This is a genomic window from Pseudomonas sp. TE24901 (assembly GCF_054058375.1).
Genome location: NZ_JBSSAF010000007.1, coordinates 353,963 through 373,470 on the forward strand (window position 1 = coordinate 353,963; position 19,508 = coordinate 373,470).

The window sequence follows — 19,508 nt, forward strand, 5'->3', positions numbered from 1 at the left end:
CCTTTCTCCTCACGCATTTCAGTTCAGGAACAACAGTCTGCAAAAAAAAGGCCTTCGACCTACAACCAAAAAGGTCATAGCCCTACCCGCCTAAGTATTGTCGAGCCCACGCAAAAGAACATGCGCCCCACAAAAAAAGGAAAGGCGCGGTAAACCGCGCCTTCCTGGCACTGCATCACTCGCCCTGTCGGGCCGGAGCGTCGAGCTCAAAAGCGGTGTGCAAGGCGCGCACAGCCAACTCCAGGTACTTCTCTTCGATCACCACCGAGACCTTGATCTCAGACGTGGAGATCATCTGGATGTTGATGCTTTCCTTGGCCAGGGCCTCGAACATGCGGCTGGCAACGCCGGCATGGGAACGCATGCCCACACCCACGATCGACACCTTGGCAATCTTGGTGTCGCCGACCACTTCACGTGCGCCGATCTCGCTGGCGGTGTTCTGCAGGATCCGCTCCGCCGCATCGTACTCGTTGCGGTGCACGGTGAAAGTGAAATCGGTGGTGTTATCGTGCGAAACGTTCTGCACGATCATGTCGACTTCAATGTTCGCGCCACTGATAGGGCCCAGGATCTTGAAGGCCACGCCCGGGGTGTCTGGCACGCCACGGATCGTCAGCTTGGCTTCATCGCGGTTGAAAGCGATGCCGGAAATGATCGGCTGTTCCATGGATTCCTCTTCATCAATAGTAATGAGGGTGCCCGGACCCTCTTTGAAGCTGTGCAATACGCGCAGCGGAACGTTGTACTTGCCGGCGAACTCCACCGCGCGAATCTGCAGCACCTTGGAACCGAGGCTGGCCATTTCCAGCATCTCTTCAAAGGTAATCTTGTCCAGGCGCTGGGCCACGGACACCACACGCGGGTCAGTGGTGTAGACGCCGTCGACATCGGTGTAGATCTGGCATTCATCGGCCTTCAGGGCCGCTGCCAACGCTACGCCAGTGGTGTCCGAACCGCCACGCCCGAGGGTGGTGATGTTGCCTTGCTCGTCAACGCCCTGGAAACCGGCGACAACGACCACTCGACCTTCCTTCAGGTCCGCACGAATCTTCTGATCGTCGATCTGCAGGATGCGCGCCTTGGTGTGCGCACTGTCGGTCAGGATACGTACCTGGCTGCCAGTGTAGGACACCGCGGGCACGCCACGCTTGTTCAGCGCCATGGCCAACAGAGCAATGGTCACCTGCTCACCGGTCGACACGATCACATCCAGCTCACGCGGCAGCGGCTGTTGATCACCGCTGATTGCCTTGGCCAGGTCGATCAGGCGATTGGTCTCACCGCTCATGGCCGACAGCACCACCACCAGGTCGTCGCCGGCATCGCGGAATTTCTTAACCTTGTCGGCGACCTGCTCGATTCTTTCGACAGAGCCGACCGAGGTGCCTCCAAATTTCTGTACGATCAAAGCCATTTCTAAGCCGCCTCAGCCCGTAAAGGGGCGCCCAATAAACAAATCTTCCAGCACCGCAGCGAGCCCATGACTAGACCATGGGCTCATTAACAGTGCCTTAAATGCCTGCCTCGACAAACGGCACGGTCAGGGCCAGGGCCGCGTCCAGGGAGCCTGCGTCTACACCACCGCCTTGCGCCATGTCCGGACGACCACCGCCCTTCCCGCCCACTGCCGCAGCGGCTTGCTTCATCAAATCACCGGCCTTGAGTTGGCCAGTCAGGTCCTTGGTTACACCGGCAACCAGAACGACCTTATCCTCATGGACACCGCCGAGCAGGATCACTGCGCGGCCGAGCTTGTTCTTCAACTGATCGACCAAGGCCAACAACGCCTTGCCGTCCTGGCCATCCAGGCGCGCAGCCAGGACTTTCACACCCTTGACGTCCAGCGCGGTAGCAGACAAATCGTCACCCGCCGCACTGGCTGCCTTGGCTTGCAACTGTTCCAGCTGTTTCTCCAGCGCACGGTTGCGCTCCAGCACAGCGGACAGCTTGTCGATCAGGTTGTCGCGGCTGCCCTTGACCAGGCTGGCCGCTTCCTTGAGTTGTTCTTCGGCCGCATTGAGGTAGGCCAGGGCCGCAGCGCCGGTCACTGCTTCAATACGACGTACACCAGAGGCCACGCCGCCTTCGCTGATGATCTTGAGCAAGGCGATATCGCCGGTACGGTTGGCGTGGATACCGCCACACAGTTCCACCGAGAAATCGCCGCCCATGCTCAGCACGCGCACGCTGTCGCCGTACTTCTCGCCGAACAGCGCCATGGCGCCCTTGGCCTTGGCGGTCTCGATATCGGTCTCTTCGGTTTCCACTGCGGTGTTCTTGCGGATCTCGGCGTTGACGATGTCTTCCAGCGCCTTGATCTGCTCAGGCTTGATCGCTTCAAAGTGGCTGAAGTCGAAACGCAGGCGCTGGCTGTCCACCAACGAACCTTTCTGCTGAACGTGCTCGCCCAGTACCTGGCGCAGTGCAGCGTGCAGCAAGTGAGTGGCCGAGTGGTTCAGCGACGTGGCGTGACGCACGTCCGCGTCCACTTGCGCGTCTACCGGCGAACCTACGGTCAGGCTGCCCGAAGCCAGCACACCGTGATGCAGGAACGCACCACCGGTCTTGGTGGTGTCGCGCACGTCAAAACGGCCGGAGGCAGCCTTGAGGAAGCCGCAGTCGCCGATCTGGCCACCGGATTCGGCGTAGAACGGGGTCTGGTCCAGCACCACAACACCGTCGTCACCTTCATTCAAGACGTCGACCGACTGGCCTTCTTTATAGAGGGCAACCACTTTGGCCGAGGCTTGGGTGGCGGTGTAGCCGGTGAACTCGGTGGCCACGTCAACCTTGACCAGGCTGTTGTAGTCCAGGCCGAACGAGCTGGCCGAACGTGCGCGCACGCGCTGGGCTTCCATCTCGCGCTCGAAACCTTCCTCGTCGAGGGTCAGGTTGCGCTCACGGGCGATGTCGCCGGTCAGGTCCATCGGGAAACCATAGGTGTCGTAGAGCTTGAACACCACGTCGCCCGGCACCACGGTGCCCTGCAGGCCGGCAAGGTCCTGCTCGAGGATTTTCAGGCCCTGCTCCAGGGTCTTGGCGAACTGCTCTTCCTCGGCCTTCAACACGCGCTCAATGTGCGCCTGGTTCTGGGTCAGCTCAGGGAACGCGTCGCCCATCTCGGCCACCAGGGCCGCAACGATCTGGTAGAAGAAGCTGCCGTTGGCACCCAGCTTGTTACCGTGGCGGCAGGCGCGACGGATGATGCGGCGCAGCACATAACCACGACCTTCGTTGGACGGCAGCACGCCGTCGGCAATCAGGAAACCGCAGGAACGGATGTGGTCAGCCACCACCTTGAGCGAAGCCTGCTCTTCGTTGGCGCAACCGATGGCCTTGGCAGCCGCGGCCAGCAGGCTCTGGAACAGGTCGATTTCGTAGTTGGAATGCACGTGCTGCATCACCGCACTGATCCGCTCCAGGCCCATGCCGGTGTCCACCGACGGCGCTGGCAGTGGATGCAGCACGCCATCGGCGGTGCGGTTGAACTGCATGAACACGTTGTTCCAGATCTCGATGTAACGGTCGCCGTCTTCTTCCGGCGAACCCGGAGGGCCGCCCCAGATGTCGGCGCCGTGGTCGTAGAAGATCTCGGTGCAAGGGCCGCACGGGCCGGTGTCGCCCATGGTCCAGAAGTTGTCGGACGCGTACGGTGCGCCTTTGTTATCGCCGATACGCACCATGCGCTCGGCCGGTACGCCAACCTGCTTCGTCCAGATGTCGTAGGCTTCGTCATCGCTGGCGTAGACGGTCACCCAGAGTTTTTCCTTCGGCAGCTTCAGCACGCCGGTGAGGAAGGTCCAGGCGAAGTTGATCGCGTCCTGCTTGAAATAGTCGCCAAAGCTGAAGTTGCCGAGCATTTCGAAAAAGGTGTGGTGACGGGCGGTGTAGCCGACGTTCTCCAGGTCGTTGTGCTTACCACCGGCGCGCACGCACTTCTGGCTGCTGACAGCACGGGTGTAGGCACGTTTTTCCTGACCCAGGAAGCAGTCCTTGAACTGGTTCATGCCCGCGTTGGTGAACAGCAGGGTGGGGTCATTGCCTGGGATCAAGGAGCTGGAGGCTACACGGGTGTGACCTTGCTCTTCGAAGAAGCGAAGGAAGGCTTCACGGATTTCTGCGCTTTTCATTAGGTTCTTCCACGGAGGCTGCGGCCAAAGGCCAGTGCGCAACATCATCAGACGGAGCGACGGCAAAGGGCCGCATTATATCGGCCCTTTGCCGGTGGTACAGCGTGTTTATGCGATAGAAACAGTCAATTAGACGGTCTGCACTGTCATTTTCGGGAAAACTCGACAAATGTCTGCAGCACCTGCTCCATCTGCGCCCGGCTCACGTCCAGATGCGTGACCATGCGCAGGCGCGGTGCGGCGCTCAACGTGATGCCGCGCTCGGCGGCAAACGCCTTCAGGGCCTGCGCCCGGTCGCCGATCTGCACGTAGACCATGTTGGTCTGCACCGGCTCGACCTCAAAACCGGCCTTGCGCAGTTCATCCCCCAGCCATTGGGCGTTGGCGTGGTCCTCGGCCAGACGCTGCACCTGATGATCCAGGGCATACAGCCCCGCTGCCGCCAGCGAACCGGCCTGACGCATGCCACCGCCGACCATCTTGCGCAGGCGACGCGCCTTGGCGATCAACGCCGTGGAGCCGCACAGCACCGAACCAATCGGCGCGCCGAGGCCCTTGGACAGGCACACCGACACCGAATCGAAATGCCGGGCAATTTCCCGCGCATCCACGCCCAGCTTGACCGCCGCGTTGTAGAGCCGCGCGCCATCCAAATGCAGGGCCAGGCCGTGTTCACGGGTAAACGCCCTCGCCTTCGCCAGGTACTCCAGCGGCAACACCTTGCCTTGCATGGTGTTTTCCAGCGCCAGCAGACGCGTGCGGGCAAAGTGGAAGTCATCAGGCTTGATCGCCGCCAGCACCTGGTCCAGGTCCAGCGAGCCGTCCGCCTGCACTTCCAGTGGCTGGGGCTGGATCGAACCGAGCACCGCCGCGCCGCCACCTTCGTACTTGTAGGTGTGGGCCTGCTGGCCGACGATGTATTCCTCGCCACGCTCACAGTGCGCCATCAACGCCAACAGGTTGCTCATGGTGCCGGTGGGCACGAACAACGCAGCGGCAAAACCCAGGCGTTTGGCCAGTTCGGCTTCCAGATGGTTGACGCTGGGGTCTTCGCCGTACACGTCATCACCGCTGGCCGCATTGGCCATGGCGTCCCGCATGCCGGGGGTGGGTTGGGTCACGGTGTCGCTGCGCAGGTCGATCACAGACATGAAACAAGCCTCTGAGGGATGAGTAAGTTCCTTTTGAAACAGATTACTGCGGGCAAAGCCACGGAATATCAAGCCCCAAACCCCTTCAATCGAATACCAACCAAACAAACCGATATAGCTTATCGATACAGCGGTGGTGCAGTTTTTGAAAAACCGTGTTAAAAACTCTCCGCCGCCAGGGTTCTGGCGGCAACGTTCTCAGGGCGGGGTGCAATTCCCCACCGGCGGTAATTGCACGCAATGTGCATAGCCCGCGAGCGCTTGGCGCCTCGAACTGCTCGCGCAGGACGGCGACAAGGTCAGCAGACCCGGTGTGATCCCGGGGCCGACGGTCATAGTCCGGATGAAGAGAGAACGGGATTGGCACCTAAGAGCCGCGCGCCGACCTCATGCTTGCATGACGAAGCTGTCCGTACCCTTAAATCCCATTCGATTCATAACGCCCTGTTTTTTTCTTAAACAGGAGTCAGAACATGCAACCCACCGCAATCGACAGCAAAATCAAGCACCACCACGGCGAGCGCGTCGCGTTTATCCAGGCCTGCTGGCACAAGGATATTGTCGACCAATCGCGCAAAGGCTTCCTCGCCGAAATGATCGCGCAGGGCTACCAGGAATCGGACATCGATTTCTTCGAAGTCGGCGGCGCCTTTGAAATGCCCCTGCACGCCAAGCTGCTGGCCAAGACCGGTCGTTACGCCGGTATCGTCGCCGCCGCGCTGGTGGTGGACGGCGGCATCTACCGCCACGAATTCGTCGCCCAATCGGTGGTCAGCGGCCTGATGCAAGTGCAGCTGGAAACGGAAGTACCGGTGTTCTCGGTGTCCCTGACCCCGCACCACTTCCACGCGGGCAGCGAACACCACACCTTCTTCTTCGATCACTTCGTGCACAAGGGCCAGGAAGCCGCCCGCACCTGTGCCGATACCCTGCACAAGGTACGTGCAATCCGCCGCAGCGAGCAGAAGCTGGCGGTCTGAATCCAGGCCGCGTCGAAAACGCCCCGCTCACCCCCGTGACCGGGGCGTTTTCATTGAAGCATCTACCACCGACGTTCCAGGTAGATGCGGTCTAGTGAGCCACCGGCTGATCCCCAGCCCACCACTCACATGAGGCCTGCACGACCATGACCCGCCCCCACTTTGTGCCTGACACCCCCAGCGACACCTATGCCATATACGGTGGCTGCCCGTCCCTCAACGACCTGGGACTGGAGCCCATCCTGCCTTTATCGTCGGAAAAAATGGTCTACCAGGACAATCACCTGAACGTCGTGCGCGTCAGGTTGCGCACGCTTAACCGCAAGCCCCCGCTGGACGACCTGCTGCGGTTTACCTTCAAGGCCGAGCAAAACTCGCTCTGGCTCACCACCGAGGGCGATCAGTTACATCTCCATGTGGCCAACACGCTCTACCGGATCATCCCTTCATCCAGACAACAGACCCTCATCCTCACTACCCGTGAGGGCGCAGACACGTTGCACCTGGACGATGGCATAGAAAACCCCGTCGTTATCAACTCAGGTTCCGGAGATGACTACCTGAATGTCGGCGGTCGGCATACTACCCTCTTGACCGGCGAGGGTAACGATACCGTTAAAGTCACCTCGGGCATCTGCAACCTGGACGCCGGGAGCGGCGATGACAGCATCCACATTTCCAGCGCTGAGAACACCCGGGTTTATGCCGGCCTGGGCGACGACCGTGTTCAAGCAGGCAGCGGGTTGAACTTCATCGACGGCGGCCCCGGCGATGATGTCATCACCGGCGGCAGCGGGCATAACATTCTCAGTGGGGGTGACGGCAACGACGCCATCAATGCCGGCACTGGCACCCATGTCATCTACCCCGGCCAGGGGCATGACCTTGTCAGTCGGCTAAAACCGATCGACACGGTATACAGCCAGCCGGATACGAAAATGGTCGCCATCAGCAATGCTCAACGCCGTGAGTGGATGCTGGAAAAACTCAACACCCTGCCTTTACCCAGTGTCGAACAGATCATGGCGGTGCTGATGCCTGACGATCCCCATGCCGTCAATCACACGCTGGTGGCTGCCAGTGACGCCGGTAAAACCGGCGTACGGGTCGAGGGCACGGCGGATTTCATCGCGCGCGTAGAGGCAGACCTTGCACTGTTTCGCCTCTCACCCAATGGGCAACAGCTGTTGCTGGCGCTGGATACTGCGGCACGAAAGGGCGGGCAACCGGTGCGAATTGAGTTCTTTGAAATGGCGAACGCGTCGTTCACGCTGTCCTCCACAACAGAGGAACCCGTCCTTCGCAGCGGTCAACCTGGCACCCCGGCCTACGGGGGGTTGGTGAAATACAACCCGAACTTCAGCCCGTCAGGTCTGCTGCCGATCATCGGGCTGTATCACGAGCTGTGTCACGCCTACAACGCTGTGACCGGCACCGCAGTCCCTGGCGAGACCGCAGAAACAGAAGGGAGCAAAACCGTACAGACGCCCAACCGAGAGCGTCAGGCCGTGGGCCTGCCCATTGCCATGGAGCCTTTTGACTTCGACTTCAACCCTGCGACGCCGCCCACACAGACCAACCCCGAAGCCTTCACCGAAAATGGCATTCGCAAGGAGTTCGGACTGCCGCTGCGCAGCAGCTACTTTTCGAGCAAGAAAGGCGACTAGCCCAGCGCCGCATCCGAGCAAGGCACAATCAGAATCCCTGCCCGCAGGCCATTCTTGACCTTCGGGTTGGGGAAGATGATCCGCGCGCCCTCCTCCTCGATCACCCAACGGGTCTTGGCCACGTCTTCTGCCAGCAGATACCCCTTGGCCAGCGGAGAGAAGTTTTCCACATCCGCTGGCAAGTGCATCAGGAAAGCATCGCTGTGCTTGATGACTTCACGGGACACGGCAAACAGTTGCAGGCCATCCAGGCTGGACACCTCAGGTTCGGTGCCTTCGATGATCTGCTTCAAGCGGGTTTCCAGGCGGGACACGTCCACGCCCTGGTTCTGCCCGAACGGCCGCGCCTTGCCCAATTCCAGGGTGAAGGCTTCAGCCTCCAGTTGCTCGTAGGTGAATGCGGTAAAGGTGATCGAGGTCTTGTTCTGCAACAACACCGCTTCCATGCCGGCGGCACGCAGGCGTTCCAGTTCGCGGCGTGAATGCTGGCGCCCGTCCTTCCACGGGTACAGCGCAAACTGTTCGATCTTCGAACCACGAATCGCCGTGTGCAGGTCGTAATGCAGGCGCGAACGGCCCGGCAGGCTGAAGAAGGTGCGGGCCAGTTGCTCCAGCTCGGCGGCGCGCATGGCCTCCGGGCCGATGTTTTGTTCGTGACGGCCGTTGAACAGCCGGTTGACGTCCAGTTCCAGGTAACGCTCGCCGCGACGCATGGCCTCGGGGTTGCCGAACAGGAACAGGATGCGGTTGCGGGGCTTGATCTCCCCACGGGCAATGCCATGCAACAGGCGGTCGAGCAGTTCGATCGGCGCGGTTTCGTTGCCATGGATGCCAGACGACAGCAGCAAGTCGCTGCCGTTGTCGCGGCCCTGCGGCGGGCGTACTTCAAGCGCGCCCTCGCTGAGCCAGCGCATCTGCACGCCGTCGACAGTCAGTTGAATTTTTTGCGCCGGTTCACGACCGGCGAGGGTCAGTTCAAGCAGTTTGCCGAGGGCGAGCATAAGCAGCTTCCTTAGTGGTTGCAGCCTGGACCGTGGACGTGATCGTCGTCGTCACCTTCAACGTCGGCCGGTTCCATTTCCAGTTGCAGGCTCATCAGGTTGGTGGCCAGCGGGCGCATCAGCAGGTTGGCGTACTCGGCGTCGCCTTCTTCCACGTCCACGCCGATCAGCAGTTGGCCACGGCCGTCGTGCTGGATCCAGATCTCCTTGCCCTGCCACACCACCGCGACGCGGGTGCAGGAAGTTTCCAGCTGGGTGCCGTCGGTGTCTTCAAGGATCAGCTTCAGGGTGTCGGTGGTCATAACTATAGTTCTCAGCCGTATGGCGTTAATTGATCTGGAAAGGATAAACCGAGCCCAGTTTAAGGATTTGCGTCAGTTCATCCAGTGCCGTCCGGCATTCAAGCAGTAACTGCGGGTCAGCCAGGTCGCTTTCGCGCAGGCTGTCGCGGTAATGCTTGCCTACCCATTGGGTCAGCGTTTCGTACAACGGCGCCGTCATGATAACGCCTGGATTCACCGCCGCCAGTTCCGTTTCATTCAACGCCACGCGCAAGCGCAGGCACGCCGGGCCACCGCCGTTCTGCATGCTTTGCTTGAGGTCGAACACCTTCACTTCGCGGATCAGCCCACCGGAAGCGGTCAGGCCCTGCAAGTACTGCCAGACGCGCTCGTTGGCGCGGCATTCTTCCGGCACGATCAACAGCATCGAGCCGTCGGCACGGCTGAGCAACTGGCTGTTGAACAGGTACGAACGCACGGCGTCCTCGACGCTGACCTGGGCGCGCGGCACGCAAACGGACTGGAAGTTGCCGCCCAGCTTGCCCAACTTGGCGTGCAGTTCGCCCAGCATCTGTTCGGTATTGAGGAACGCGTCCTCGTGATAGAACAGCACTTCGCCGTTGCCCACCGCGATCACGTCGTTGTGGAACACGCCGGCATCGATCACCGCCGGGTTCTGCTGGGCGTAGACCACGCCGTCGTCCTTGAGCCCGTGCAGGCGTGCAACGGCCTGGGACGCTTCAAGGGTCTGGCGCGCCGGGTACTTCTGCGGCGCCGGGTAGCGCGGGTCGAACGCACTGCGGCCGAACACGAAAAACTCAACGCCCGCCTCGCCGTACTCACGGCAGAAACGCGTGTGGTTGGCGGCGCCTTCGTCACCAAACTGCGCCACGGCCGGCAAGGCGGCGTGATGGGCGAAGTGCTTCCCATCGGCGAACATCGCACCCAGCACGCGGCTGGTGGTCGGGTGCTCGATGCTGCGGTGGTATTTGCAGTTGAGGTTGGCGGCGGTGAAATGCACGCGGCCGTCAAAGGTGTCGGCGCTCGGGCTGACCGTGGCGGCGTTGGCCACCCACATGCTCGACGCCGAGCAGCTCGCCACCAGCAGCGGCATGGCTTGCTTGGCGGCCTGCTGGATCACCTGGGCGTCGCTGCCGCTGAAACCGAGGCTGCGCAAGGCGGCCACATCAGGACGTTCCTGGGGCGCCAATACGCCTTGCACAAAGCCCATGTCCATCAGGGCTTTCATTTTCTGCAGGCCCTGCAACGCCGCTTCCTTGGGGTTGGAATGCTGCTGGCTGTTGCTCTGGGACGCGACGTTGCCGAAGGACAAACCGCCATAGTTATGGGTCGGCCCCACTAGACCGTCAAAATTGACTTCATAGGATTTCATCGGCGAGGCTCCACGAACATCTGTTTTTATAGGCATCAGCTGCGACGCTTAAATCACCGCAACTCTCTATCTGTAAACCCAATCAACTGTAGGAGCTGGCTTGCCGGCGATGCAGACACCTCGGTCCGTCAGTTGGACCAGGGTGATGCAATCGCAGGCAAGCCTGCTCCCACACAAATCAGCCCCACCTTTAGATCAGCGTAATGCCAGGGGTCAGGGTTGCTGGCACCGCCAAGGTTGGGGTCTCCAACGACGCCACCGGGTACGCGCAATAATCCGCCGCGTAATACGCACTGGCGCGGTGGTTGCCCGAGGCCCCTACCCCACCAAACGGCGCGGTACTGGCGGCGCCGGTCAGCTGTTTGTTCCAGTTGACGATCCCCGCCCGGCTTTCCAGCCAGAACTGCTGGTAGCGCGCCTCGGAGTCCGACAACAAGCCCGCCGCCAGGCCGTATTGCGTGTTGTTGGCCTCGGCAATCGCCGCTTCGAAACCCGTGTAGCGGATCACCTGCAGCAGCGGGCCGAACAGCTCTTCGTCTTCACGCTCGGTCACGCCGGTCACGTCAATGATGCCTGGGGTCAGCAACGCCGCCTGATCCTGGGGCTGGGTCATTTCCAGCAACGCGACCGCGCCGTTGGCCAACATCAATTCCTGGGCTTCCATCAGTGCCTTGGCTGCCGCGAGGGAAATCACCGAGCCCATGAACGGCGCGGGTTGCTGGTCAAACGCGCCCACTGCAATGGTCGAGCTGACCGCCACCAGGCGCGCCAGCAGCGCATCGCCCCACGCGCCTTCCGGCACCAGCAGGCGGCGCGCACAGGTGCAACGCTGGCCTGCCGAGATGAACGCCGACTGGATGATGGTATAGACCGCCGCATCCACGTCAGCCACTTCATCCACCACCAGCGGGTTGTTGCCGCCCATTTCCAGGGCCAGGATCTTGTCCGGACGCCCCGAGAACTGCTGGTGCAGATGGTTGCCGGTACGGCTGGAACCGGTGAAGAACAACCCGTCGATACCCGGGTTGGCCGCCAGGGCGATACCGGTTTCCCGCGCGCCCTGCAGCAGGTTCAACACACCCGCCGGCAGGCCGGCTTCGATCCAGCATTGCACGGTCAGTTCGGCAACCTTGGGGGTCAGCTCGCTGGGCTTGAACAGCACGGTGTTACCCGCCAGCAACGCCGGCACGATGTGCCCGTTGGGCAAGTGACCCGGGAAGTTATAGGGGCCAAACACCGCCACCACGCCGTGGGGCTTGTGGCGCAATACGGCAGTGGCGTCGGCCAGGGGGCCGCTCTTCTCGCCGGTACGCTCGCGGTAGCTTTGCACCGAGATGGCGATCTTGTTGGCCATGCTGGTGACTTCGGTGGCCGACTCCCACAGCGGCTTGCCGGTCTCTTCACCGATGCAATGGGCGATTTCATCGGCGCGTTGTTTCAGGGTAGCAGCGAAGGTTTCCAGCACACTGATGCGTTCTTCCAACGGGCGCCTGGCCCAGGCCGGGAATGCCTGGCGCGCGGCCTGCACGGCGGATTCAACCTGCTCGGCCGTGGCGCCATTGCCCGCCCACAGCACCTGCTGGGTCACCGGGTTGCGCGATTCGAACAGTTCACCCTGGCCAGCCAGCCAGCTACCTGCGATATACAGCGAATTCATTACTTGGACTCCCGAGCAGCGGACAACGGTACGGCACGCACTTGATCACCCACCACCAGTTGCAGGCGCTTGGCGGTCAGCGGATCGACCACCAAAGTGCCCGCTGCCAGGCGGGCCGGTGCGGCGGTAATACGGCACTCTTCGCGTTTGCGGTTGTGGATGAGGAACGGCGTGGCGTCGTCCCCCGGCGTGCCGATGGCCAACACCAGCGACTGGCTGTCGCGCACCGCACGGATCTTGGTGGTTTCACACTCCACGGCCGGGCCGGCGTCGAAGATATCGACATAGCCCTGGTAGCTGAAACCTTCGCTCTTGAGCATGCTCAGCGCCGGCTCGGTGTCCGGATGCACCTTGCCGATCACGTTGCGCGCGTCTTCGGACAGGAAGCAGCTGTACAGCGGAAACTTTGGCATCAACTCGGCGATAAACGCCTTGTTGCCCACGCCGGTGAGGTAATCCGCCTGGCTGAATTCCATCTTGAAGAAGTGACGGCCCAAGCTTTCCCAGAACGGTGAACGCCCCGCGTCGTTGGACACACCGCGCATCTCGGCGATGATCTTGTTGCCAAACAGCTGCGGGAATTCGGCGATGAACAGCAGGCGTGCCTTGGCCAGCATGCGGCCGTTGAGGCCGGTGCGGTAATCGGCGTGCAGGAACAACGAACACAGCTCGGAGTTGCCGGTGAGGTCGTTGGCCAAAAACAGCGTCGGAATCTCGCGGTAGATATTCAGTTCCTGGGAGGCGCTGACGGTCAGGCCCACCCGGAAGTTGTACCAGGGCTCACGCAGGCCGACGGCACCGGCGATGGCGGAAATGCCCACTACGCGGCCTTCGTCGTTTTCCAGCACGAACAGGTAGTCGGCATCGCCACGCCCGGCGTCGCCGCGAAAGGTTTTTTCCGCCCAGCCAACCCGGTGTGTCAGGCGCTCTTCGTTGGCCGGCAAGGTGGTGAGGCCGGTGCCAGTGCTGCGCGCCAGATCAATCAGGGCCGGTAAATCGCTGCTGCGTACGGGACGAACGATCATGCTATCTCCTCAGACGGGCCGCTGCCTGGCAGCCACCCGCGACACTCAATTCTTTAAACCGCGACCAGGCGCACACTCGCGCCTTCGCCAACACCCAGGGCCTCGGCGGCGGCCAGGTCCAGGGTCACTGGCTTGCCCGGCGCGTAGTCCAGCTCCAGCATCACCGCACGGTAATCCTGCAACTGCCCGTTGCTCACCAGGTACTGGCGGCCGGCCCCCTTGACCATCTCGCCGATCTTCACCGGCACCACGCGGCTCTGGGCGATGGAGCGAATGCCCGAGACCCGTGCGTGCAATGTCGGGCCACCGTCGAAGATGTCGATGTAGTGGTCGGTCTCGAAGCCTTCGCGCATCAGGATGTCGAAGGTGATCTGCGCACGCGGGTGCACCTGGCCCATGGCTTCCTGGGCTTCGTCCGGCAGCAGCGGCACGTAGATCGGGTAATGCGGCATCAGCTCGGCGAGGAAGGTACGGCTTTTCAGCCCGCACAGGCGCTCGGCGGCGGCGTAGTTGAGGTCGAAGAAATTGCGGCCGATGGCGTCCCAGAACGGCGAGTCACCGTTCTCGTCGCTGTAGCCGACGATCTCGGTCACCACCGAGTCGGCAAAGCGCTCGGGGTGGCTGGCGACGAACAGCAGGCGGCCACGGGAATTGAGTTCCGACCACGGCGAACCGACCAGCTCGGGCACCACGTAGAAACTGGTGAGCAGGCTGTTGCCGGTGAGGTCGTGGCATTGGGAAAGCACGTGGATCTTGTTGTGGATCTTCAGCTCGCGGGAGGCGTGCACGAAGGTCTCGTTACGAAAGCTGTAGAACGGCTCGGAATAACCGGCCGAAGCGACGATGGCCGAGCAGCCGGCGAGCTTGCCGCTCTCGGTGTCTTCGAGCACGAAGAAATAGCTTTCTTCACCGTTGAAACTCACCTCGGCGGCGAAGGACGCTTCGCTGGCGGCGATCTTGTCGCTGAGGCGTTCCACATCGTCCGGCAAGGAGGTGACACCAATCGGGCTGTCCGCAGCCAGACGCTGTACCTCGCCCAGATCAGCCATTTGCGCGGGGCGCATCACCAGCATGGTGTCACTCCTTAACTCGAAAACTTGCAGAGGAAAAAATGCCGGACAGATTCTGATTCGGAGCGGGCTTGTGTGGCGAGGGAGCTTGCTCCCTCGCCACACAAGCGGCTCCCACATTTGATCCAGTCCGGCCTTTTGAATGTGTGTTCGGCGCCCGATCGTTCGGACGCCAAACGGTGTATCAAGCTTGCGTCAGCGCTTTCACAGCACGTTCAAAACGGTCCAGGCCTTCCTTGATGTCCGCCTCTTCCACCACCAGGCTTGGGGCAAAACGCACCACGTCCGGGCCGGCTTGCAGGATCATCAGGTTTTCTTTCTCGGCCGCGTTGAACACGTCCTTGGCCTTGCCCTTGTACGCATCGCTCAGCAAGCAACCGAGCAGCAGGCCCATGCCGCGCACTTCGGTGAAGATGCCGTATTGCTTGCCGATCTGTTCCAGGCGCGCCTTGAACAGGTCGTGCTTGGCGTTCACGCCGGCCAATACCTCAGGGGTGTTGATCACGTCGATCACCGCTTCTGCCACCGCGCACGCCAGCGGGTTGCCGCCGTAGGTGGTGCCGTGGGTGCCGACCACCAGGTGCTTGGCCAGGTCTTCACGGGTGAGCATGGCCGCAATCGGGAAACCGCCGCCCAGGCTCTTGGCGCTGGTGAGGATGTCTGGCACTACGCCGTAATGCTGGTAGGCGAACAGGTGGCCGCTGCGGCCCATGCCGGTCTGCACTTCGTCGAACACCAGCAGCGCGTTGTTGGCATCACACAGTTCACGGGCGCCTTGCAGGTAAGCCACTTCGGCCGGCAGCACGCCGCCTTCGCCCTGGATCGGCTCCAGCACCACGGCGCAGGTCTTGTCCGACACAGCGGCTTTGAGCGCCGCCAGGTCGTTATAAGGAACGTGGGTGATGCCGGTGATTTTAGGGCCGAAACCATCGGAGTACTTGGACTGGCCACCAACGTTGACGGTGAACAGGGTACGGCCGTGGAAGCTGTTCAGCGCGGCGATGATCTCGTACTTCTCGGTGCCGAAGCGGTCGAACGCAACGCGACGGGCCAGCTTGAACGCGGCCTCGTTGGCCTCGGCGCCGGAGTTGCAGAAAAACACGCGCTCGGCAAAGGTGGCGTCGATCAGCTTGTGGGCCAGGCGCAGGGCCGGCTCATTGGTGAAGACGTTGGAGACGTGCCACAGCTTGTTGGCCTGTTCGGTCAGCGCGCCGACCAGCGCCGGATGGGCGTGGCCCAACACGTTGACCGCGATGCCGCCGGCAAAGTCGATCAGCTCGCGCCCCGCCTGGTCCCATACACGAGAACCTTCGCCACGCACGGGGATGAAGGCGGCAGGTGCGTAGTTAGGCACCATGACCTGGTCGAAATCGGCACGTTGCACCGGGGCTTGCTCAACGGACATCGGAGTCTCCTGAAGAGGAACGCCTGCCTGGAACTGGCGGGCGATGCAGGGATTGTAAGGACAGTTTTCAGTGCGGCCTTGTCGCCAAGCGACAACTTCTTATAGCGCCAACCCGCGATTTTGGCGGGTTTACGCCAATGCGACAAATACCATCGCAATGGCGCAGTTTAAACTAACTATCTAGAGCCGACGGGGTGAAACACGCTGATCTACTGATGTGCTTTCCTGCCATCAGAGATTGAGCATGAGCACACCCTCCTCCTCCCGCCAGCCCGACAGCCACTACCAGCTTCTCCGAAACGCCATCCCAAGCTGGATAGGCAAGGCCTCCAGCGCCAAACAGCACGCCCTGGCCCGCGCCCAACCCCGGCCGTTGCCCGCCAACGCCGCGCTCAAGCGCCTGAACGCGGAGCACTGGAACGCTCAAAATGCAGTGGATGACGCACTCAAACACGTCAAAGGTCCCAAGGACTTTGCCCGTCAGGTACTTGAAGAGGCCCTGAAAACGCGCCACGGCCTGAACCTCAACAGTGAAACCGTGTTTCTGCGCCTGTACATCCCCCAGCACACCCCCTGGTTTTCGATCCCTTCCGGGGCTGCGCGCACCTGGACCGTGTCGTTGCTGGACGCGGCCTTGCATAACTTCGAACACGACGAAACCCTTGAAGGCGCCTTCGAACCCGCCTCGACATTCATCACCACACCCTCCGATACCGGCCAGTTCGACACGCTGCCCGGGATCCGCGAAAAAATCAGTGTGAGCACCTTCACCCGCCTGTGCCGCGAACTGGATATCGGCGCGCGCTACCAACGCTATTTGCGCGAGCAACTGGGCCTCGACGAACCTGTCAGCGCAGCGGTGCTTGAGCACAAGGTCACCGTCAGCCAGAAAGCGGCCTTGCGGGGGGCCCTGCAACTGGCCCGTGCGCGGGGCGACATCGGTGACGACTTTGCACAGCAGGTGCAAGAACTGCTGGAAGGTCGCCCCACGCTGAAGCTGGGTAACCTGGCACTGCGCTGCCACGCTTTAACGATGATGGACGTGCCGCTGACCGGCATCCTGCTGCTCGCCCCCGACCTGGAACACACCCGCTCCGTGCAGCGCCTGCTGGCCTATGTACCGGACGACCCGCAGCATCCGCTCAAGGAATATGCATCGCCACTGGCGTTCAAGCAGGCCCTCACGCAGCAGTTGCGCAGCACCGACTACCAGGCTTTTTTCAGCCGTTTCGTCGCCCATGACCAGCGTGGGCGCTTTTTTGCCGACCTGAGCCAGCGCCTGGGCCGAGTCACCTGGCACCCGCCCGAGCGTGGCAGCAACCTGGCGCCGTGGCGCAATCAGCCGACCGATGACCCCAGGCTGCGCTTTGCCGCAGACGTGATCCAGGGTGAGCCGTGGCAACACGCCTATCAGCAAAGGCTCAACCAGATTCTCAACGATGCGCGAACCCAGGCCGTGTCGACGGCCGACGTCGACCGCAATGCCCGCTGGGCGCTGTGGGACTCGTTCGTCAATGTCGCGTCGTCCATCCTCAACGCAGCCTTACTGATAGTCGCCCCGTTTATTCCGGGACTGGGAGAGTTGATGCTGGGCTATATGGCCTATCAACTGCTCGATGAGGTATTCGAGGGCGTCATCGACTGGGCAGAAAACACTACGCGGGAGGCCTTCACCCACTTGATGGGTGTGCTGCAATCCCTGGTGGAACTGGGTGCCTTCGGCGTGGGCAGCACGATCGGCATCGCCGAACTGCGCAAGGTGCTACCGACACAGATGGTGGCGTTCATCGAACGCTTCAAACCGGTGACCCTCGCCAACGGCAACAGCCGTTACTGGAAACCCGACCTCAGCGCCTATCAACGCGACCTCAGCTTGCCACCTCGCCTGGGTATCAACGAACACGGTTTGCACACCGTGCGTGGCGAATTGATCCTGCCCCTGGATGACAAGCTGTACGCCGTAGAACCGGTTGAACACAGTACGCACTACCGCCTCAAACACCCCACACGCCCAGAGGCCTATCAACCCCTGGTTCGGCATAACGGCGCAGGCATCTGGCACACCGAACTGGAGCGCCCCCTGCAATGGGACCGCAGCACCCTGCTGCAGCGCCTGGGCCACAATGCCGAGGGGTTGAGCCTGGCAGACCGTGAACAGGCCTTGGGCATCAGTGGCGTACAGGAAGACGCCCTGCGCAAGGTGCACGTCAACAGCCTGCCCCTGCCGCCCTTGCTGGACGACAGCCTTGCACGCCTGCGCATAGACCGTGACCTCACACGCCTGATCGACAGCTTGCGCAGCGACGACCCGGCGGTATACGGCAGCATCGACCCCCAGGACACATTGCAACTGCTGACCACTTACGGCAACTGGCCGAAAGAGAAGTCACTGCTGTTTCTTGACAGCCGGGGCCAGGTCACCTGGTCCTTTGGTGACACGCGCAAACCCCGGGTGCAAATCCATGAAGCGCAGTTGAAAAACGGCGACTTGCTCAAGATCATCCTCCAGAGCCTCACCCCGGATGAACTACGCGTTCAATTCGACGAACGCATCGGCGACCCGCAGTTGAGCCTGGACGTTCGCAGCCGGCAACTGCGTCAAACACTGGCGCAAAGGGCCGAACACCAACGTGCGGCCTTGTTCGACTCCCGCTATGGGGCCCTGCCCTCTGCGCCAACACCTGACGCGCGGCAGATTCAGCACACCACGGCCGGCCTACCCGCCAGCGTAGCGCAGCGACTGGCAGGCGATGCCAGCGGCGCCGAACTCGAAACCCTCGACCAGCGCCGCACGCCTGCGCGCCTGGCGGAGCTGGCCCAGGCGGCCCTGGATGAGGTGCGTCTCAATCGGGCCTATGAGGGCCTGTATCTAACCTCACAACGCAGTGTCGACAGCGATCGGCTGATCCTCAACTCCCTGCGGCTGCAACCTGGCTGGTCGGATCAAGTCCGGCTGGACGCACGCCACCACCGCCACGAAGGGGCCTTGTGGAACAGCATCGGCCCGGCTGATGCCCCGATCCGTCGCACACTGGTGCGCCTGGGTTCCGGCCTGTACGTGCCCCATGACGGCAGCCAAACCTTGTCCGGGGAAACCGACCTGTACGGCGCGATCCTCCACGCCCTGCCTGATAAGCAACGCCAGGCGTTGAACATCGACATCCATGACAGCCCCGAGCTGCGAAGACGCCTGGCACACCAGCCGCTGCCACGCGAAGTGGTACGTGCCCAGATGGCCCCCTCAATCGCGCCCTGTGCGCCTCGAAACCCTGCGCCTGCTCGGCAACACCGAGGGCTACACCGCAGAACCTGCTGCCCCGGCCCAGCCTGCGACGCCGTTGCAACGCGCTCGCAGCCTGTTTCCGATTCTGAACGAGCAACAAGCGCAGCAGTTGATCGACCAATTGGCCGCGCCTCCCGGCGACGCCAGCGCGGCACTCGCCTTGCTGGAAACCGAATATCAGGACCTGGACACGTCGCTGGCCACCTGGCAACGCACCCTGCCCTCGCAACATCCCGACACTGGCACACCGCTGAGCCCGAGCCGGCGTCGTTATGAGCGACAAAACCGCGCGCATATCGCCGAGCAACTGCGGCGCTGCTGGCGTCGGGAAACCGAGGCTGACAACTACTACGAGGACCCGGCGCGCGACGGCTTCACGCTGCGTTTGAGGTGGCCGATCCTCGGCGAACTGCCGACGCTCGATCACCCGCTGATACACGTCTCCTCCCTGACGTTGATCGG

Annotated in this window: 13 protein-coding genes and 1 riboswitch; of the genes, 3 read left to right on the forward strand and 10 right to left on the reverse strand. The window is 62.0% G+C overall.

Annotated elements, in window-relative coordinates; all coding sequences use genetic code 11:
- Positions 1–175: 175 nt before the first annotated feature.
- From ACVWVP_RS16855 to ltaE, 3 genes are all read right to left on the reverse strand, one after another.
- On the reverse strand, positions 176–1,417 hold the full coding sequence (locus ACVWVP_RS16855; RefSeq protein ID WP_024076998.1) for an aspartate kinase: 1,242 nt from the start codon (positions 1,415–1,417) through the stop codon (positions 176–178).
- Between the two features lie 97 nt (positions 1,418–1,514).
- Positions 1,515–4,133, reverse strand: coding sequence for an alanine--tRNA ligase (gene alaS / locus ACVWVP_RS16860; protein WP_457407257.1), 2,619 nt, complete (start codon positions 4,131–4,133; stop codon positions 1,515–1,517).
- Positions 4,134–4,279: 146 nt separating this feature from the next.
- Entirely contained in the window at positions 4,280–5,284 is a 1,005-nt protein-coding gene (gene ltaE, locus ACVWVP_RS16865; RefSeq protein WP_178925488.1) for a low-specificity L-threonine aldolase, read from the reverse strand.
- 190 nt (positions 5,285–5,474) lie between these two features.
- A riboswitch (FMN riboswitch) is annotated at positions 5,475–5,644 on the forward strand.
- Positions 5,645–5,757: 113 nt separating this feature from the next.
- Between ltaE and ACVWVP_RS16870 the strand changes: the two genes are divergently transcribed.
- Positions 5,758–6,264, forward strand: coding sequence for a 6,7-dimethyl-8-ribityllumazine synthase (locus ACVWVP_RS16870; protein WP_178925486.1), 507 nt, complete (start codon positions 5,758–5,760; stop codon positions 6,262–6,264).
- A gap of 146 nt (positions 6,265–6,410) precedes the next feature.
- Positions 6,411–7,931 (forward strand): M91 family zinc metallopeptidase, encoded by a 1,521-nt coding sequence (locus tag ACVWVP_RS16875; RefSeq protein ID WP_259173100.1) that lies wholly within the window; start codon positions 6,411–6,413, stop codon positions 7,929–7,931.
- On the opposite strand, the gene astE is transcribed toward ACVWVP_RS16875, so the two are convergent.
- From astE to ACVWVP_RS16910, 7 genes are all read right to left on the reverse strand, one after another.
- Positions 7,928–8,932, reverse strand: coding sequence for a succinylglutamate desuccinylase (astE, locus tag ACVWVP_RS16880; RefSeq protein ID WP_178925482.1), 1,005 nt, complete (start codon positions 8,930–8,932; stop codon positions 7,928–7,930). The two genes, ACVWVP_RS16875 and astE, sit on opposite strands and share 4 nt — an antisense overlap.
- Positions 8,933–8,943: 11 nt before the next feature.
- Complete coding sequence (locus ACVWVP_RS16885) at positions 8,944–9,234, reverse strand: hypothetical protein (protein ID WP_003214319.1); 291 nt, start codon at positions 9,232–9,234, stop codon at positions 8,944–8,946.
- 25 nt (positions 9,235–9,259) lie between these two features.
- Positions 9,260–10,606: an N-succinylarginine dihydrolase gene (astB, locus tag ACVWVP_RS16890; RefSeq protein ID WP_178925480.1), complete on the reverse strand. Its 1,347-nt coding sequence runs from the start codon at positions 10,604–10,606 to the stop codon at positions 9,260–9,262.
- A 190-nt stretch (positions 10,607–10,796) separates the two neighbouring features.
- Complete coding sequence (gene astD, locus ACVWVP_RS16895) at positions 10,797–12,263, reverse strand: succinylglutamate-semialdehyde dehydrogenase (RefSeq protein ID WP_457407260.1); 1,467 nt, start codon at positions 12,261–12,263, stop codon at positions 10,797–10,799.
- Complete coding sequence (gene astA, locus ACVWVP_RS16900; RefSeq protein ID WP_178925476.1) at positions 12,263–13,288, reverse strand: arginine N-succinyltransferase; 1,026 nt, start codon at positions 13,286–13,288, stop codon at positions 12,263–12,265. Before astA ends, astD begins: the two co-directional genes overlap by 1 nt.
- 53 nt (positions 13,289–13,341) lie before the next feature.
- Positions 13,342–14,361 carry an arginine/ornithine succinyltransferase subunit alpha gene (gene aruF, locus ACVWVP_RS16905; protein WP_176997960.1) on the reverse strand — a complete coding sequence of 340 codons (1,020 nt, stop codon included), beginning with the start codon at positions 14,359–14,361 and terminating at the stop codon, positions 13,342–13,344.
- A gap of 181 nt (positions 14,362–14,542) precedes the next feature.
- Complete coding sequence (locus ACVWVP_RS16910) at positions 14,543–15,763, reverse strand: aspartate aminotransferase family protein (RefSeq protein WP_457407264.1); 1,221 nt, start codon at positions 15,761–15,763, stop codon at positions 14,543–14,545.
- A gap of 244 nt (positions 15,764–16,007) precedes the next feature.
- On the opposite strand from ACVWVP_RS16910, the gene ACVWVP_RS16915 reads away from it, so the two are divergent.
- The gene (locus tag ACVWVP_RS16915; protein ID WP_457407266.1) at positions 16,008–19,322 is read left to right on the forward strand and encodes a dermonecrotic toxin domain-containing protein; all 3,315 of its coding nucleotides are present in this window, start codon (positions 16,008–16,010) and stop codon (positions 19,320–19,322) included.
- Positions 19,323–19,508 lie beyond the last annotated feature (186 nt).

What these genes read in the sequence shown, in the direction of transcription:
- ACVWVP_RS16855 (WP_024076998.1), bottom strand. Translation starts at nt 1,417, where the DNA reads ATGGCTTTGATCGTACAGAAATTTGGAGGCACCTCGGTCGGCTCTGTC.
- alaS (WP_457407257.1), bottom strand. Translation starts at nt 4,133, where the DNA reads ATGAAAAGCGCAGAAATCCGTGAAGCCTTCCTTCGCTTCTTCGAAGAG.
- ltaE (WP_178925488.1), bottom strand. Translation starts at nt 5,284, where the DNA reads ATGTCTGTGATCGACCTGCGCAGCGACACCGTGACCCAACCCACCCCC.
- ACVWVP_RS16870 (WP_178925486.1), top strand. Translation starts at nt 5,758, where the DNA reads ATGCAACCCACCGCAATCGACAGCAAAATCAAGCACCACCACGGCGAG.
- ACVWVP_RS16875 (WP_259173100.1), top strand. Translation starts at nt 6,411, where the DNA reads ATGACCCGCCCCCACTTTGTGCCTGACACCCCCAGCGACACCTATGCC.
- astE (WP_178925482.1), bottom strand. Translation starts at nt 8,932, where the DNA reads ATGCTCGCCCTCGGCAAACTGCTTGAACTGACCCTCGCCGGTCGTGAA.
- ACVWVP_RS16885 (WP_003214319.1), bottom strand. Translation starts at nt 9,234, where the DNA reads ATGACCACCGACACCCTGAAGCTGATCCTTGAAGACACCGACGGCACC.
- astB (WP_178925480.1), bottom strand. Translation starts at nt 10,606, where the DNA reads ATGAAATCCTATGAAGTCAATTTTGACGGTCTAGTGGGGCCGACCCAT.
- astD (WP_457407260.1), bottom strand. Translation starts at nt 12,263, where the DNA reads ATGAATTCGCTGTATATCGCAGGTAGCTGGCTGGCTGGCCAGGGTGAA.
- astA (WP_178925476.1), bottom strand. Translation starts at nt 13,288, where the DNA reads ATGATCGTTCGTCCCGTACGCAGCAGCGATTTACCGGCCCTGATTGAT.
- aruF (WP_176997960.1), bottom strand. Translation starts at nt 14,361, where the DNA reads ATGCTGGTGATGCGCCCCGCGCAAATGGCTGATCTGGGCGAGGTACAG.
- ACVWVP_RS16910 (WP_457407264.1), bottom strand. Translation starts at nt 15,763, where the DNA reads ATGTCCGTTGAGCAAGCCCCGGTGCAACGTGCCGATTTCGACCAGGTC.
- ACVWVP_RS16915 (WP_457407266.1), top strand. Translation starts at nt 16,008, where the DNA reads ATGAGCACACCCTCCTCCTCCCGCCAGCCCGACAGCCACTACCAGCTT.